Here is a 15,263-nt window from a genome sequence, read left to right on the forward strand (position 1 = left end):
CGGTCGGACATGCGGCTACGTCCCCGCGGACGCGGGGCGTACGTTCCCGTAACACTGCCACGCCCGGTCTCATTCCGAGACACCAGGTCCGATGCGCGAGACGAACTCGTCCCAGTAGCCGGGCAGGGACTCCCAGGGGTCCACGCGCACGAAGGTCAGCGGGGCCGCCCGCCCCGAGCGGCCCGCCCGGTGGGCCCGGCCCGTCCGGCTCGCGTGGTTCGTGCGGTCCGTGAAGAAGACCGTGCCCGCGCCCTGCCAACGGGCTATCCGCATCGCCTCGTCCAGGTGCGACCGGGGCACCCCGTACACGAGGTGGCAGAAGCGCTCGGGCGGATGGTCGGCGGTCCACTCGGCGACCTGCGACCAGCGGTAGCCGGACCAGGAGCCCGCGAAGGTCACCAACTGGTCGGCGAGGGAGACGTATCCGGGACAGGGGTGGGTGCCCTGGAGCAGGACGAGGTGGGTGCCGTCGCGCAGCGTGCGCAGGGCGCCGGCGGCGCGGCGGGTCTCCTTCAGGCCCGCCGCGTCGGCCGGGCAGCGGCCCAGCGCGAATCCGTCGACCTTGTACCAGTTGAGGAAGCGCTGTGCGTCCGACAGGAGTTCACCGAGGGGACGCGTGCCGGAGGCCAGATCCAGGTGGCCGAGGAGCCGCACGCCCGCCTCCCGCAGCGGGGCCGCCGCCGCGCGCCAGCACGGGTCCGGTCGGCTGCCGGGGCCGCCGCCCGCGCCCCCGAGCACCACCCAGTCCAGCGGCAGGCCGGCGCGCTGCAGGCCGCCCCACTCGGCGGGCGCGACCAGCGGGTGCGCGAAGCCGGGGACGCCCAGCCGCAGCGGGGCCTTGCCGGTGGCCAGGAAACGGCGGTGCCCGGAGGTCAGATGCGACACGCGGCCTCCATCCAGATGTCGGCCAGCGACTCCTCCAGGCCGATCCGGGGGCGCCAGCCCAGCCGGTCGCGGGCGGTGCGCACGTCGGCCTGCTGCCAGGCGCCGCAGCCGTCCGGGTAGGGGTAGGCGGGCGGGCTGCCCAGGTGCGGGTCGTCCAGTTCGTGCAGGGCGCCGCCGAAGCCCGCCACCCGGGCCAGCAGGGTGGCCGCGTCCCGCAGCCGCACCGCGCGGCCGGTACCGATGTTGACGGCGCCCTGGGCGGCGGACAGGGAGGCGGCGTGCACGGCGCGGGCGATGTCGCGCACATCGACGAAGTCCCGCTGCACGCCCAGGCCGGTGAGCTTGAGCTCGTTGTCCCCGTTCTGCATGGCGCGCCGCATGGCCTCGGCGAGCCGGCCCAGCGGGGAGCCGGCCGGGGTGCCGGGGCCGACCGGCGAGAAGACCCGGAGCACGATGGCGTCCAGGCCGGAGCCCAGCACCAGTTCGGTGGCGGCGAGCTTGCTGACGCCGTACGGGCCGCCCGGGCGCGGGACGGCGTCCTCCGCGGTGGAGGAGCCGGGCTGGGAGGGCCCGTACTCGGAGGAGCAGCCCAGCTGGACCAGGCGGGCGCCGCACCCGCTGCGGCGCAGCGACTCGCAGACGGTGGCGACGGCGACGGTGTTGTGGCGGGCCAGTTCGCGGGCCCCGCCGCGGGTGGCGCCGGCGCAGTTGATGACGACGCCGGGATGCACGGCGTTGAGGAAGCGGGTGAGCGCTCCGGGGCTGCCGCTGGCCAGGTCGAAGCGGACGTCCGCGTCGTCGCCGCGGCCGAGTGCGGTGAGCTGGACGGCGGGGTCGGCGAGCAGCCGGTCGGCCACGAAACGGCCGAGGTAGCCGTTGGCACCGAGCAACAGGACCCTCATCGGTGTTGCCCTCGCTCTCGCGCGCTGCGGTGGGGGTGGACGGTCATGTTCCTTGCTCCTCTGAGTGGACGGAGGCCCGGGACAGGGCGGGGACGGCGTGGACCAGCAGGGCGAGGGCCGGCAGGACGCACGCGACGAGCGGTATGGCGACGGGCGTGCAAGCGCCGGCCGCCCAGCGCACCGGCCATCCGAGGGCGTCACAGCCCGGCAGGCGCGCGGCGAGGAGTGCGCACAGCGGTACGGCCTGGGCCGCACCGGCTGCGAGGGTGGCGTGGAGGGCCGCCCGGGTCTGCCCGTACGAGGCGAGCAGGCGGGCGAGGAAGAGCAGCCCGCCGAGGGCGGCGACGAGGGTGTAGGCGGGGACGGGTGCGGGGACGGCCGGCCCCGCGGTCCCGTCGGGCAGGGCCGAGCGGGCCGACCACAGGAAGAGCAGCAGCGTGCCGAGGTGGAGCACGACGGCCGTCAGCAGTGCGGGCCGTACGCGGGCGCCGAACTCCTTCAGGCTGCGGCTGGTCCGCACGGCCCGGCGGGCCCGGCCGGCGAACCAGTGGGCGCAGCAGGCCGCGGGCACGACGGCGCACGCGAGGGCGAGCCCGGCGGGTGCGGCAGCGGCGAGCAGGGCGTGCACGGCGGTGCCGCGTCCGCCGTGCAGCAGCACGGTGAGCGCGCGGTCGCCGGCGAGCCCGGAGGCGAGCAGCCACAGCGAGGCCGGGGTGACGCCTGCGCCCCGGCCGCGGCGCAGGGCCGCGCACCGGCCGCGCGGGTGTTCCCGTGCGGCCGGTGGTTCCGCGTCCGGGGCGTCCGGGCCCGGCTGTTCGCCGTGCTCCACGCGCGCGTGGAGCTCCTCCGCCAGGGAGAAGACGTCGCGGTGCCGGTACTCGGCTGCCTCGCGGTCGCCGATGCCGCGCACCTCCAGGCCCGCGGCGATCTCCCAGGGGTCGACGGCACCGGCGCACAGGGCGCGGTGCCGCTGGAGGAGCGTCTTCACCGGGTCGGCCGGTGCGTCGGCTATGCCGACGGGGGTGGGAGCGCTCCCGTCGCGGAGCGAGGTGGTCATGAGCGGCCCGCCCAGGTGGGCGAGGCGGAGCGGGGGGAGCGGGTGAGCGGCGGCTGATCGCCGGCGGCGTGGGCGAAGGGGACCGACGGGTCCGCGGCGGGGTGCTGGACCGGGGTGCGGGAGAGGACTTCGAGGTAGAGGGCGCCGAAGGCGGCGACGTTCTGTTCGTCGGTGAAGAGTTCCAGCGCCCGGGCGCGGGCGGCGGCGCCCAGCCGGGCCCGGCGCGCGGGGTCGTGCAGCAGGGCGAGGCAGGCCTCGGCGAGGGCGCCGGGGTCGCGCGGGGGGACGACCAGGCCGGTGCCGCCGATGACTTCGCGGACGGCGCCGGTGTCCGGGGAGACGGTGGCGCGGCCGCAGAACATGGCCTCCGCGAGGGCGGCGGGGAAGCCGTCGGCCGTGCCGGCCAGGAGCACCACGGCGGCCGTCGCGAAGACGTCGGGGCCGCCGTTCCTGCCGTGGGTGACGCCCTCGGCGGCCGGTGCGTCCTCCGCCGGGTCGCCGACGACGTGCAGCCGGACGCCCGGTTCGGCCTCGCGCAGGGCGGCGAGAGCCTCCCACAGGCGGGGTTCGGGCGGGCCGCCGACCCAGACCAGGGCGGGGGTGTCGCCGCCGGGGTCGGGTGCGCCCTCGCCGACCTCCTCGTAGAGGCTCGCGTCCATGCCGGGGTAGACCGTGCGCAGCCGGGTCCGGTCGGCGCCGCAGCGCTCCTGCCAGCGGCGGGCCTGTCCGTCGCCGGAGGTGACGAGCGCGGCCCGGTCGTAGACGTGGGCGGCGAGCAGCCGGTGGAAGGAGGCCAGCAGGGTGCGGACGGACGGGGAGGGGCCGGCGGGGCCGTCGAGGTAGTACTCGCGGAGGCCGACCTCGTACTCGGTGACGAGCAGGGGGGTGCCGAAGAAGCGTTTGGCCAGCAGGCCCGGGAGGGCGGCGGGCCCGGCGGAGGTGGCGTGGCAGAGGTCGACGCCGGACAGGCCGCGGTCGCCGTCGGCGGTGCCGTACCAGTCGAGGGAGAGCGGTCTGAGGGCGCGCTCCAGGAGGCCGGAGACGGCGAGCAGGTCGGTGACGCGGGCCCCGTAGGCGGCGGGTTGTGCGCCGGGCGCGCGGCAGGCGTTCTCCAGGGCTCGCAGGGCCTGTTCGGAGCGGAGGGCGGCGGCGAGCCCGCCCTCGTCGCGGGCGAGGTCGGCGAGGCCGCCCAGGCCATCGGCGAAACGGTACGCCTGGTCGCCCGGCAGGGTGATCGCCGCCGCCAGGTCGCCGAAGTGGGCGCCGAAGCGCCGCCGCTGCTCGCGGCCGTACGCGCCGTAGGCGCGCCCGGCGCACCCCGGCGCGGGGCCGCCCCACAGGGGTGCCGCTCTGACCCGCCGGACGTTGCCCGGCAGCGCGTGCCAACCGCTGTCCTCCTGACGGGCGCTGCGGCTCAGTGCGTAGAGCTCGAAGTCGTGCTGGCCGAGTCCCCGGACCAGCCGGTCGCACCACTCCCCGCCGTCGCCCGCGGCATACGGATACCCGCCCTCGGAAAGCAGTCCCACACGCACGTGCGCACCCCCGCCTCTCCTTCGTGGCCCTGTCGGAAGCCACCGCCGAACGGCAGCGGGAGCACGCTATGCGGGCTGCACGGTGGCGCGATGGACGGTTGTCCGTCGCGCCACCGGAAGGGGTGAACGGGAGTGACTTTCGGGCAGACGGGACGTTATGGCGCGCTATGCGGGTGCGCCCTGCAGAGCCGTCCCGTCCTCGGTGCCGAGCCGGGGCACGGCGGCCAGCAGACCTCGGGTGTAGGCGTGCCGGGGGTGCTCGTAGACGGCGTCGGCCGGGCCCTCCTCGACGATCCGGCCGCCCTGCATCACGACCAGCCGGTCGCTGACCTGACGGACCACGGCGAGGTCGTGCGCGATGAAGACCAGTGCCAGACCGAGGTCGCGCTGCAACTCGCCCAGCAGGCGCACGACCTGAGCCTGTGTCGTCACGTCGAGCGCGGAGACGGGTTCGTCGCAGACGATCAGCTTCGGCTCGGGGGCGAGGGCCCGGGCGATGCCCACGCGCTGCCGCTGTCCGCCGCTGAACTCGTGCGGATAGCGGTGGTAGGCGTCCGGGTCGAGCCCGACGCGCTCGAGGAGTTCGCGGACGCGCGCCACGATGGAGGTGTCGTCGAGCTTCCCGGCGGCGCGGAGCGGGTCGGCGATGGACTCGCCGATGCTGCGGCGGGGGTTGAGCGAGGAGACCGGGTCCTGGAAGACCATCTGCAGTTCGCTGCGGAAGGGGCGCAGTTCGCGCTCCTTGAGGCCGCCGATGGCGCGGCCCCGGTAGCGCAGTTCGCCGCCGGTGGGCTCCAGCAGGCGCACCAGCATCCGCCCGAGCGTGGTCTTGCCGCTGCCGGACTCGCCGACGACGCCGACCGTCTCGCCGGCCCGCACGGTCAGCGTGGCGTCGTCGACGGCGGTCACGGCGTGCCGACCGCGCCCGAACTCCCGGCGCAGGCCGGTGGCTTCGAGGAGGACGGAGTCGTCGGTGGCCGGAACCGGTTCCACCGATCGGCGGACGTTTACCGATGTTGCCCGCGCAGCGCCAGTCGGGGCAACCGCGTCGGCCCGCGTTTCCGGCCGGGGGTCCGGGGGTTGTCCCCCGCGAGAATGCTGCACCCGCGGGACGGCCGCCAACAGGGCGCGCGTATACGGTTCGCGCGGTGTCTCCAGCACGTCGCGCACCGGTCCGTGCTCGACGGCCCGCCCGTCCTTCATCACGAGCAGGTCGTCGACGCTGCCTGCGGCCACGCCCAGGTCGTGGGTGACCAGGATCAGGCCCATGCCGGTCTCGGCCCGCAACTCGCCCAGCAGGCCGAGGACCTGGGCCTGGACGGTGACGTCCAGGGCGGTGGTGGGCTCGTCGGCGACGAGCAGCCGGGGCTCGCAGGCGAGGGCCATGGCGATGAGGGCGCGCTGGCGCATGCCGCCGCTGAACTCGTGCGGTCGGGAGCGGGCGCGGCGGGCCGCGTCCGGGATGCCGACCCGGTCGAGCACCTCGGCGGCGCGCTCGCGGGCGGCGCGGCGCGAGGCCCCGGGCCGGTGGGCCCGGTACACCTCGGCGATCTGGTCGCCGACGGCCTGGTAGGGGTCGAGCGAGGACAGCGGGTCCTGGAAGACCATGGCGGCGGCGCCGCCGCGGATGCGGCGCAGTCCGGCCTCGTCCGCGGCCTGCACGTCGTGGCCGGCGACCTGCACGGACCCGGTGACCTGCGCCCCGGTGCCGCGGTGCAGGCCCAGCAGGGCGTAGGCGGCGGTGCTCTTGCCGGAGCCGGACTCGCCGACGATGCCGAGCGCGCCGCCGGGCGCGAGCGCGAAGGAGAGCCCGTCCACGGCCCGGACGGCGGCGCCCCCGGTGGGGAAGGTGACGGAGAGGTCCGTCACGGAGACCAGTGGCGTCATCGCAGGGCCACCCTTCGGTCGGCGACGGCGTAGAGCACGTCGGCCACGATGTTGGCGAGCACCACGGCGGTGCCGGTGACCATCACCACGGCGACGACGACGGGAATGTCGATGGTCTGCGTGGCGTGGACGAGGAGCTGTCCGAGCCCGGGGAGGCCGAAGAGCGACTCGGTGAGCACCGCGTTGCCGAACATCGAGCCGAGGTCGACGGCGGTCAGCGCGATGACGGGCGGCAGGGCGCCGCGCAGGGCGTGCCGTCCGACGACGGCCCGCTCGGTCAGTCCGTAGGCGCGGAAGGTGCGGACGTGGTCCTCGGCGAGGGTCTCCAGCATCGAACTGCGCGTGAGCCGGGCGTATTTGGCGGACTCCAGCAGGGCGAGCGCGGCCCAGGGCAGCACCAGGTTCCAGGCCCACTGCTCCGGGTCGTCGCCGAGCGGCACGTAGGTGGGGAACGGCAGCCACTCGAGGTAGACGCAGAACAACATCAGCAGTCCGAGTCCCGTGATGAACACGGGTGTTGCCGTGCCCGCGAGCGTCAGCCAGGTCAGCACGCGTTCGGTCGCCCCGCCGCGGCGCAGCGCGGAGAGCAGGCCGGTGCCGATGCCGAGCAGCAGCCACAGCACCATCGCGCCGAGGGCGAGGGAGGCGGTGACGGGCAGCCGTTCGGCGAGCAGGTCGGTCACCAGCTGGTTGCTCTGGTACGACTGCCCGAAGCAGGGCGCCGTGCAGTGCAGCACGCCGGTGCCGGTGGAGTAGTCGTGCCCGGCGACGAGCCCCTGCAGGAAGTGCCAGTACTGGAGGTAGAAGGGGTCGTCGAGGCTCAGCTGTTCACGGACCTGGCGGAGTTGCTCGGGGTTGCAGCGGGGGCCGCAGGCCAGGCGCGCGGGGTCGCCGGGGGCGATGTAGAACGTCGCGTAGACGACGAGGGAGAGCACGAGGACGACGGCGAGCGCGCCGAGCGCGCGGCGCAGGAAGTAGCCGGCGAGGCCGTTCACGCGGCGCCTCCTTCGGGGGACGTGTCCGCGGACTTCCGCCGGCCGGCACGCCCGACGCGCAGCCGCGAGGCCTCGCGCGGGTCCAGTGCGGCCCGTACGCCGTCGCCGAGCACGGTGAAGGCGAGCACGGTGACGAACAGCAGCAGCGAGGGCAGCAGGACGTACATCGGGTCGGCGCGGAACCACATGGTGGCGCTGGACAGCATCTGTCCCCAGGATGGTGTGGGGGGCTTGATGCCGACGCCCAGGAAGGACAGGCCCGCTTCGATGACGACGTTGGCCGGCAGCAGGATGGCCGCGTAGGTGATGACGGGTGCGGCGAGAGCGGGCAGCAGTTCGCGCCGGGCGACACGCCAGGGCGAACCGCCGGTCAGCCGCGCCGCGGTGACGTAGTCAAGTTTTTTCAGTCCGAGCGTCTGGGCGCGCACCAGCCGTGCGGTGGAGCCCCAGTTGAGCAGTCCGATGACGACGATCAGCAGGACCGGCCGCGGGAAGTCGGACGGCACGACGGCGAACAGGGCGATGGTGAACACCAGGGAGGGCATGGCGACCATCACGTCGGTGAGGTGGCTGAGCACGCTGTCGAGCAGCCGGTTGCCGAGGGCGGCGGCCAGGCCGACGGCGACGCCGATCAGCACCTGGACGACGGTGGCGCCGAGGGCGACGAACAGCGAGACGCGGGCGCCGTAGAGGATCCGGGCGAACAGGTCGCGTCCGGTGCCCGGTTCGACGCCCAGCCAGTGCTCGGCACCGGCGCCGCCGAAGGAGCCGAGCGGCACGCCGCCGCGGGCGGAGTCGACGAGGGCGTCGTGGTAGGTGACGGGGTCCTGGCCCTCCAGCGCGGCCAGCAGCGGTGCGCCGAGAGCGAGGAGGACGAGCAGGCCCAGCACGGCGGCGGCCGCGAGCGCGCTCTTGCGCGTACGCAGCCGCCGCCACACCTGCCGGGCGCCGGAGACGGGGGCGGCCGCCTCCGGCTGCGGGGTGGCGAGGGTGTCCGTCACTTGACCGCGACCTGCGAGACGTCGAGGACACCGGTCCAGTCGCTGATGACGACGTTCCTGACGTCCTTGCCGTACAGCCGCTTGTAGACGGGGTGGAACAGCGGGACGGTCAGGGCCTGTTCGCCGATGGTGCGGTCGAGGGCGCCCCAGCGCTGTGCGGCGGCGTCATGGTCGGTGATCTTGTTGATCGCGTCGATCTCGTCGTTGACCTTGGCGTCGTCCAGGCGCGCGGTGTTGAAGTTGGCGCCGTCCTTCACGATCTGCCGCCCGTCGAAGATGGGCGCGAGGAACGGTCCACCGGACGGCCAGTCGGCACCCCAGTGGGCGAGGAAGAGGCCGGGCTGGTCCTTGAAGCTGTGGACCTTCTGGTCGTAGTCGTTGACCTCCAGGCCCTCCAGCTTGACGGTGATGCCCGCGTCCTTGAGCGCGGCCTGCAGGGCCGTGGCGATCTCGGGGCTGGTCTCGAAGTCCTGGGCGGTGGAATGGGTGAGCGTGATCTCCAGGCCGTTGTCGTAACCGGCCTCCTTCAGCAGTTCCCTGGCCTTGGCCGCGTTGCCCTTGTCGCCCGCCGGGAAGTGGTCGTAGGGCGTGTAGCCGAAGGACTTCTGGTTGGGCAGGAAGGTGGTCGCGGGCTCGGCGAGCGCGGAGCCGCCGGCGGCGTTGACGACGCTGGTGCGGTTGACGGCGTAGGAGATGGCCTGGCGCACCTTCGGGTTGTCGAAGGGCTTCACTTCCGGGTTGAAGGCCAGGTAGTTCGTGTAGCCGAAGTGGCCGGTGCCGACCCGGTCGGCGAGCTTCTTGTCGTTGCCGACCTGGGCGAGTTCGGCCGGGCCGAGGTTGGTGTCGGTGGTCACCGCGGCGGCGTCGGGGCCGGCGCCGGTCGACAGCCGCTGGTTGATGACGGCGGAGGAGAGGCCGGACTTCACCTCGATCCGGTCGGGGTAGGCGTGGCGCTCCTTGTCGGAGTCCTCCGACCAGTGGGTGTTGCGCTCCAGCTGCAGCTGCTCGCCGTCGTTGGTGTTCTTGACGACCTTGTACGGGCCCGAGGAGACGGGGTGTTCGGCGTACTTGGCGCCGGTGTCCTTGTCCTTGGGGACGGGCGCGAACTGGGTGGAGGTGGCGAAGTAGGGGAAGTCTCCCTCGGACTTGCGCAGGTGGAAGACGATGGTCTTCGCGTCCGGCGTCTCGATGGAGTCCAGGCCCTTCTTCTCCTTGTACGGGCCCTGGTAGTCCTCGCCGCCGACGAGCCAGTCGCGCAAGTAGGGGGCCCCGCCGGAGAGTTCGGGGGCGAAGGAGCGCTCGACGCCGTACTTGATGTCGGCGCTGGTGATCGGGGTGCCGTCCTCGTAGGCGAGCCCGTCCTTGAGCCTGTACGTCCAGACCTTGGCGTCGTCGCTCGGCGTGCCGGTGTCGGTGGCGAGGTCGGGGACGACCTTGGTGCCCTCGGTGCCGTTGGCGCGGTGGCGGGTGGTGAGGGTGCGGAAGACGAGGGAGGGGATGTTGCCGCCGCCGGAGGTGTAGAGGCGGGCGGGGTCGAACTTGTTCTGCGGCTGTCTGTTGAGGACGGTGAGGGTGCCGCCCTTCTTCGGGGCCGCACCGGCGTCGTTCTTGGCGCCGCTGCCGTCCTTCGGGCCGCAGGCCGCCGCGCCTCCGATCAGGACCACGCTGACGGCGGCCGCGGCCACGCGGCGGGATATGACGGATATATGAGGCATGACGAGGGAAGCCTTTCGCGGGTGGGCGAGGAAGGGCGAATGCAGGGAACACCCACGGAAGGCGGTTGGGAAGAAGGGGCGCACGGGAGCGCTCGGACCGCCCCCGGGGGAAGGGGGAAGGCGGTCTCAGCGACAGAGAATGTCGGCGACTGCGTGCGCGGCCACGCCGAGCAGAGCCAGCTCGATGCTGGCGTTCTCGGAGGCGTGGTGGTGCGGCATGGGAAGAAGACTGGTTGAAATCCGGCCAGCCCGCAAAGCCGTCTCACCACGAGAGACGACAAGTCTCGTTATGCGGTCACGAGTATCGCCCCGTCAGGGACGAAGGCCCTAGTTCGCCGGGTACGGCCAAGGGTTGGCCCGGCACGTCCTGCCGTCCGTCGACAGAAACTTCGTCTGCTGCATCATCACGGGCGCCAGCCCGCCCTGCTTCTCGCAGGTCTCGTGGTCGTGCCCCAGCCGGTGGCCGACCTCGTGGTTGATCAGCATCTGCCGGTAGGCGTGCATCTGGTCGCCGTAGGTCTGCGAACCCTGCGCCCAGCGATAGGCGTTGATCATGACGCGGTCGGTCGCGGCGGAGTCGCAGGAGACGTTGTCCTCGGTGGTGTCCAGGCCGGACTTCGCACACCAGGCCGCGGTCGTCTGCGGGCTGGCCAGGGTGATGACGAAGTCGGGCGTGCCGGACGAGACGCGCTCGAAGGTGCGGGTGCCACCGTGGCCCCAGCTGCGGTCGTCGTTGAGGGTGCGGTGCACGGCCGTGGCGAAGAGCGTGCCGTCGAGCGGCAGCCCTCTCTCCACGTCAACGCGGTAGCGCAGGACTTCACCCTTGCCGGGGGCGCTGTCGTGGCCGCCCATGGTGGCGAATTCGCCCGCCCCCTTGGCGGCGGGGTCCAGCGGGTACTTGCGGGCCATCTGCTGCTCGTACGTGGCCGGGAGCTCGGCGCCGCCGTTGGGGGTCGGCCGGCTGTCGGAGCGCGAGGCGGCGCCGGCGCCCTGCCGGCCGTCCGTGTCCGCGGCGCGCGCCTGGGCCCTGCTCTCCTGGCCGTCCTCGACCTGCCCGGCGACGGCGACGGCCAGCACCGCGGTCACCACGGCGGCGGCCACCCCGGTCACGGTGCGCACCACGCCGCTGCTGCCGGCCCGGTGGGCGCCGCCCGACGGCCCGGCGGCCTCGCGGCGCGGCTCGGGCACCCCGGCGCGCCCGCCCCCGGAGGGGGTGAAGCCGGGGGTGAAGGACGCCTCGCCCTTGACATATCCGGTCGGCGCACGGCCGGAAGCGCCGTACCCGCCGGCCCCCTGCGCGCGCTGCGACCCGATGACGCCCCAGCCCAGGACGGGGTCGCGCGGAGCCCCGGCGGGCGTGCCGGGACCGGGCAGGGGGTCGTCCGTGCCGCGGCCGGCCGGGGCGCGCCGACGGCCCGTACCGGGGGCGGCAGCCGGCCCGTCGGCGGGCCGGTCCGCTCGTGCGCTGTGTTTACCCACGGGGCGGGGCGCTCCGTCCAGTCGTCGTGGCGGTGTCCGCGAGCAGCTCGCGGAAGGCGCGGGCCACCGCGCCGGGGTCCTCCATCATGGCGATATGTCCCGACTCCAGCAGTGTCAGCAGGCGCGAGTCGCGGAAAGCCGCGCCCGCCCGCCGGGCCATACGGTACGAGACGAGCTGATCGCGCATCCCGTACACGAGCAGAGTAGGGGCAAGAACCCGTTCCGCCTGACGCCACAGCGAATGCTGCCCGCCCAGGGTGTACGCGTCCACGATGCCGCGCGCCGAACGCGCCATCACGTCCCAGAAGTACGGGAGTTCCAGCCGCCGCCGGTACTCCTCGACCGCCAGTGCGAACGCCTCCGGCGTCACCCGTGCGGGGTCGCCGTAGGTGAGCGCGAGCAGTTCGCGCGTGCGCTGTTCCGGGCTCCAGTCCCGGGTGGCCTTGGCGAAGAGGGAGACGAGGCCCGGCACCGCGAGCAGCCCGGTCGGCAGGGCCGTGCGCTGCGGGCGCAGTTCCGGCAGGGCGGGCGAGACCAGGGTGAGCGTGCGGACGAGGTCCGGCCGGGCGGCCGCCACGCGCGTGGCGATCGCACCGCCCATGGAGTTGCCGACCAGATGCACGGGCCCGCGGCCCGAGGCGTCGAGGTAACGGACGACCACGCGCGCGTACCCGGCGATGGAGTAGTCACCGTCCTGCGGCGGCGGTGCGTCGCCGAAGCCCGGCAGGTCGAGCGCCTCGCCGTCGACGGTGTCCGCGAGCGGCCCCATGAGGGCGGACCAGTTCTGCGAGGATCCGCCGAGCCCGTGCACGTAGAGGGCGGGCGGCAGCCCCTCCCGCACGGGCGGCCGGGAGCGCACGGCGAGCGTGACGCCCGGCAGGGTCACCGTGCGCAGCTCCTCGCCCTCGGCGACCCGCGAGGGCCGCGAGGGCGGCACCACGGGGACGACACGGGCGTGCGGCGACTCGGTCGATGACATGCGGGCAATGTTACGAGACGATCACGCCGGGACCTCTGTGGCGGCGGTCACAGATCGCCTGGCGGTACGGGGCCGGGTCTCCTAGGCTCGTACCAAGGAGTACGAGGGCGCACATCCTGGATGCCGGAAAGAGGTTCCGCATGCCCGTGGATCCGATGGACCCCGACACCTTCGAGGACGAGACCGACGCCGAGGAGCTCGACGTGGAGGCCCCCGAGGCGGACGCCGCCGAGCAGCACGCGGACCTCGCCCCGCACCGGGACGAGCCGCTGGAGCACGTCGACCCGGGTGCGGCGAACGAGGCGGACCGCGCCGAGCAGGCCCGGGTGGTGGAAATCGACGAGGACGACTACCGCTGACCCACGGCCGCCGCGGGCGGCGCGGAATGCGATTTGTCGGGAATTTGTCGGCTCCCCACAGCGTCCGGGATGCGAAATTCTCCGCTCCGACCACGCACGGCCCGGTTACCCAAAAGTACGATGGCGGGCGCGGCGTGGGCCGTGCACAGAACAATCATGGGAGGCGGCGTGACAGCCATCGAGCAGACCGAGGCGCGCCCGCGAGGCACGCGCCTGCCGCGCCGAGCCCGACGCAATCAGCTCCTGGGTGCGGCCCAGGAGGTCTTCGTGGCCCAGGGCTACCACGCGGCGGCGATGGACGACATCGCCGAGCGTGCCGGGGTCAGCAAGCCGGTGCTCTACCAGCACTTCCCGGGCAAGCTCGACCTCTACCTGGCCCTGCTGGACCAGCACTGCGAGAGCCTGCTCCACGCCGTGCGCACCGCCCTGGCCTCCACCAGCGAGAACAAGCTCCGCGTGGCGGCCACCATGGACGCCTACTTCGCCTACGTCGAGGACGAGGGCGGCGCCTTCCGGCTCGTCTTCGAGTCCGACCTGACCAACGAGCCGGCCGTGCGCGAGCGCGTCGAGCGGGTGTCGCTGGAGTGCGCGGAGGCGATCAGCGAGGTCGTCGCCGAGGACACCGGCCTGTCCAAGGACGAGGCCATGCTGCTGGCCGTCGGCCTGGGCGGCGTGTCCCAGGTGGTCGCCCGCTACTGGCTCTCCAGCGAGAGCACGGTCCCGCGCGAGACGGCCGTCCAGCTGCTGACCTCGCTGGCCTGGCGCGGCATCGCGGGTTTCCCCAAGGTCGGGCACGAGAAGGCCGCGGCCGACAACCACTGAGGCCGGAGCCTGCGCGTGTTCGCTGCGAGCGTGCGGGGACCGGCCCGGCCCGCCCCCGTACCGGGCTAATGTGTGGAACGTACCGGCGCGGCTGGCCGCGCACCCCTCCCCCGGGCCCTGCCAGGGGGACCGCACACCTTCGGAGGGACAGGCCGTGGAGGTCAAGATCGGCGTGCAGCACTCGCCCCGCGAGATCGTGCTGGAGAGCGGGCAGACTGCCGAGGAAGTCGAGCGCCAGGTCACCGAGGCACTGGCCGGCAAGGCACAGCTGCTGTCGCTGACGGACGACCGCGGGCGCAAGGTCCTGGTCCCGGCCGACCGCCTGGCGTACGTGGAGATCGGCGAGCCCGCCGTGCGCAAGGTCGGCTTCGGCGCGATGTGACGCCCGAGCACGAACGGAAGGCCCCGGTGCGGGAATGCACCGGGGCCTTCGCCGTGTCGTAACGGACAGGAGCGTCACGGGTGACGGGCCGCCGGAACGAGGGTTGCCCGTCACGGTCCGGGGGTAACACCGCTACGACCGATTTGCACCCCGCTCCTCGGCCACCGCACGGGAGGGTATCCACATGCTCCTCTGGGAAGCGCTCGGCTCGGTCCTCATCGGCCTCGCCGTCTCCTACGGAGCCCTGCGCTGGCTGCCCGAGCGGTTCGGCCACTTCGGATCGCGCCCCCTGGCGCTGGCCACGGGACCGGGCGCCGCGCTCTTCGGCGCCCTGCTGGCCCACTCGGTGCTCGGCCCCGGGCATCTGCTCGCCACCCTGGGGGTGTCGCTGGGCGTGGCCGTCGCGCTGCTGTCCCTGCTGCTCCGGCCGGACCCCCGCCGCCCCCGCCGGTCAGCCACGGTCTGAGCCGGCCGACGCCGGAACCGGGGGCGTGCAGGGTGTTCCGCTTACTCCGGCGGCTACGCCGCCAGACCCAGCGCGGCCATCCGCTTGGTGTGCGCCTCGGTGATCCGGGAGAACATCTTGCCGACCTCCGCGAGGTCGAAGCCGTCGGCCACCCCGCCCACCAGCATGGTGGAGAGGGCGTCGCGGTCGGCGACCACCCGCTGCGCCTGCGAGAGCGCCTCGCCCATCAGCCGGCGCGCCCACAGCGCGAGCCGCCCGCCGACCCGGGGCTCGGCCTCGATCGCGGCCCGGACCTTCTCGACCGCGAAGGTGGCGTGGCCGGTGTCGTCGAGCACCGCGAGCACCAGGGCCCGGGTGTCGGAGTCCAGCCGCACCGCGACCTCGCGGTAGAAGTCACTGGCGATCGAGTCGCCCACATACGCCTTGACCAGGCCCTCCAGCCAGTCCGAGGGCGCGGTCTGGCGGTGGAACTCGTCCAGCGCCGCGGCGAAGGGCTCCATGGCGGCGGTGGGGTCCGCCTCGATCGCCGCGAGCCGGTCGCGCAGCCGCTGGAAGTGCTGGAACTCCGCGGCGGCCATCTTGGCCAGCTCGGCCTTGTCGTCCAGCGAGGGGGCCAGCTTGGCATCCTCGGCCAGCCGCTCGAAGGCGGCCAGCTCGCCGTAGGCGAGCGCGCCGAGCAGGTCCACGACCGCGGCCCGGTACTGCGGGTCGGCGGAGGCCGTGGCCCAGTCCTGGGCGGCGATTCCGGTGTGCTCTGCGGCGTTCTCGGGCGTCCCGTGCGTCTCCATGGACCGAACGATAG

The 15,263-nt window shown here is 73.8% G+C and carries 16 protein-coding genes; 4 read left to right on the forward strand and 12 right to left on the reverse strand.

All coding sequences use genetic code 11. The annotated features are described in order from the left end of the window. Positions 1-69: 69 nt before the first annotated feature. From ACMATS_RS13540 to ACMATS_RS13590, 11 genes are all read right to left on the reverse strand, one after another. A complete protein-coding gene (locus ACMATS_RS13540) occupies positions 70-885 on the reverse strand; it encodes a spherulation-specific family 4 protein (RefSeq protein WP_390776400.1) in 816 nt (271 codons plus the stop codon). Then, positions 873-1,787 (reverse strand): NAD-dependent epimerase/dehydratase family protein, encoded by a 915-nt coding sequence (locus ACMATS_RS13545; RefSeq protein ID WP_336414173.1) that lies wholly within the window; start codon positions 1,785-1,787, stop codon positions 873-875. The genes ACMATS_RS13540 and ACMATS_RS13545 overlap by 13 nt, the downstream gene beginning before the upstream one ends. Before the next feature lie 43 nt (positions 1,788-1,830). Further along, entirely contained in the window at positions 1,831-2,844 is a 1,014-nt protein-coding gene (locus ACMATS_RS13550) for a hypothetical protein (RefSeq protein ID WP_414168020.1), read from the reverse strand. Then, positions 2,841-4,376 carry a DUF3492 domain-containing protein gene (locus ACMATS_RS13555; RefSeq protein ID WP_390776398.1) on the reverse strand — a complete coding sequence of 512 codons (1,536 nt, stop codon included), beginning with the start codon at positions 4,374-4,376 and terminating at the stop codon, positions 2,841-2,843. The genes ACMATS_RS13550 and ACMATS_RS13555 overlap by 4 nt, the downstream gene beginning before the upstream one ends. A 165-nt stretch (positions 4,377-4,541) precedes the next feature. After that, positions 4,542-6,263 carry a dipeptide ABC transporter ATP-binding protein gene (locus ACMATS_RS13560; protein ID WP_414168021.1) on the reverse strand — a complete coding sequence of 574 codons (1,722 nt, stop codon included), beginning with the start codon at positions 6,261-6,263 and terminating at the stop codon, positions 4,542-4,544. After that, positions 6,260-7,258 (reverse strand): ABC transporter permease, encoded by a 999-nt coding sequence (locus tag ACMATS_RS13565; protein ID WP_390776396.1) that lies wholly within the window; start codon positions 7,256-7,258, stop codon positions 6,260-6,262. Before ACMATS_RS13565 ends, ACMATS_RS13560 begins: the two co-directional genes overlap by 4 nt. Beyond that, the gene (locus ACMATS_RS13570) at positions 7,255-8,259 is read right to left on the reverse strand and encodes an ABC transporter permease (protein ID WP_390776395.1); all 1,005 of its coding nucleotides are present in this window, start codon (positions 8,257-8,259) and stop codon (positions 7,255-7,257) included. The genes ACMATS_RS13565 and ACMATS_RS13570 overlap by 4 nt, the downstream gene beginning before the upstream one ends. Beyond that, positions 8,256-9,974 (reverse strand): ABC transporter substrate-binding protein, encoded by a 1,719-nt coding sequence (locus tag ACMATS_RS13575; RefSeq protein ID WP_414168022.1) that lies wholly within the window; start codon positions 9,972-9,974, stop codon positions 8,256-8,258. The genes ACMATS_RS13570 and ACMATS_RS13575 overlap by 4 nt, the downstream gene beginning before the upstream one ends. Before the next feature lie 126 nt (positions 9,975-10,100). Further along, the gene (locus ACMATS_RS13580) at positions 10,101-10,193 is read right to left on the reverse strand and encodes an Ms4533A family Cys-rich leader peptide (RefSeq protein WP_390776393.1); all 93 of its coding nucleotides are present in this window, start codon (positions 10,191-10,193) and stop codon (positions 10,101-10,103) included. A gap of 108 nt (positions 10,194-10,301) precedes the next feature. Continuing rightward, a complete protein-coding gene (locus ACMATS_RS13585) occupies positions 10,302-11,453 on the reverse strand; it encodes a DUF3152 domain-containing protein (protein ID WP_414168023.1) in 1,152 nt (383 codons plus the stop codon). After that, complete coding sequence (locus ACMATS_RS13590; protein WP_390776391.1) at positions 11,446-12,432, reverse strand: alpha/beta fold hydrolase; 987 nt, start codon at positions 12,430-12,432, stop codon at positions 11,446-11,448. Before ACMATS_RS13590 ends, ACMATS_RS13585 begins: the two co-directional genes overlap by 8 nt. A 140-nt stretch (positions 12,433-12,572) precedes the next feature. On the opposite strand from ACMATS_RS13590, the gene ACMATS_RS13595 reads away from it, so the two are divergent. The 4 genes from ACMATS_RS13595 (at position 12,573) to ACMATS_RS13610 (ending at position 14,461) form a co-directional block, all read left to right on the forward strand. Continuing rightward, positions 12,573-12,791 (forward strand): hypothetical protein, encoded by a 219-nt coding sequence (locus ACMATS_RS13595; protein WP_414168024.1) that lies wholly within the window; start codon positions 12,573-12,575, stop codon positions 12,789-12,791. A 168-nt stretch (positions 12,792-12,959) separates the two neighbouring features. Then, positions 12,960-13,613: a TetR/AcrR family transcriptional regulator gene (locus tag ACMATS_RS13600; protein WP_390776389.1), complete on the forward strand. Its 654-nt coding sequence runs from the start codon at positions 12,960-12,962 to the stop codon at positions 13,611-13,613. A 154-nt stretch (positions 13,614-13,767) separates the two neighbouring features. After that, a complete protein-coding gene (locus ACMATS_RS13605) occupies positions 13,768-13,995 on the forward strand; it encodes a DUF3107 domain-containing protein (RefSeq protein WP_336414185.1) in 228 nt (75 codons plus the stop codon). Positions 13,996-14,179: 184 nt separating this feature from the next. Further along, positions 14,180-14,461, forward strand: coding sequence for a hypothetical protein (locus tag ACMATS_RS13610; protein WP_390776388.1), 282 nt, complete (start codon positions 14,180-14,182; stop codon positions 14,459-14,461). Between the two features lie 53 nt (positions 14,462-14,514). Here ACMATS_RS13610 and ACMATS_RS13615 read toward each other — a convergent pair whose 3' ends face one another. Beyond that, positions 14,515-15,249, reverse strand: coding sequence for a ferritin-like fold-containing protein (locus ACMATS_RS13615; RefSeq protein WP_390776387.1), 735 nt, complete (start codon positions 15,247-15,249; stop codon positions 14,515-14,517). Positions 15,250-15,263: the final 14 nt, after the last annotated feature.

It is taken from the genome of Streptoverticillium reticulum (genome assembly GCF_047456005.1).
GTDB lineage: Bacteria > Actinomycetota > Actinomycetes > Streptomycetales > Streptomycetaceae > Streptomyces > Streptomyces reticulum.

What these genes read in the sequence shown, in the direction of transcription:
- ACMATS_RS13580 (WP_390776393.1), bottom strand. Translation starts at nt 10,193, where the DNA reads ATGCCGCACCACCACGCCTCCGAGAACGCCAGCATCGAGCTGGCTCTG.
- ACMATS_RS13590 (WP_390776391.1), bottom strand. Translation starts at nt 12,432, where the DNA reads ATGTCATCGACCGAGTCGCCGCACGCCCGTGTCGTCCCCGTGGTGCCG.
- ACMATS_RS13560 (WP_414168021.1), bottom strand. Translation starts at nt 6,263, where the DNA reads ATGACGCCACTGGTCTCCGTGACGGACCTCTCCGTCACCTTCCCCACC.
- ACMATS_RS13575 (WP_414168022.1), bottom strand. Translation starts at nt 9,974, where the DNA reads ATGCCTCATATATCCGTCATATCCCGCCGCGTGGCCGCGGCCGCCGTC.
- ACMATS_RS13550 (WP_414168020.1), bottom strand. Translation starts at nt 2,844, where the DNA reads ATGACCACCTCGCTCCGCGACGGGAGCGCTCCCACCCCCGTCGGCATA.
- ACMATS_RS13615 (WP_390776387.1), bottom strand. Translation starts at nt 15,249, where the DNA reads ATGGAGACGCACGGGACGCCCGAGAACGCCGCAGAGCACACCGGAATC.
- ACMATS_RS13595 (WP_414168024.1), top strand. Translation starts at nt 12,573, where the DNA reads ATGCCCGTGGATCCGATGGACCCCGACACCTTCGAGGACGAGACCGAC.
- ACMATS_RS13610 (WP_390776388.1), top strand. Translation starts at nt 14,180, where the DNA reads ATGCTCCTCTGGGAAGCGCTCGGCTCGGTCCTCATCGGCCTCGCCGTC.
- ACMATS_RS13545 (WP_336414173.1), bottom strand. Translation starts at nt 1,787, where the DNA reads ATGAGGGTCCTGTTGCTCGGTGCCAACGGCTACCTCGGCCGTTTCGTG.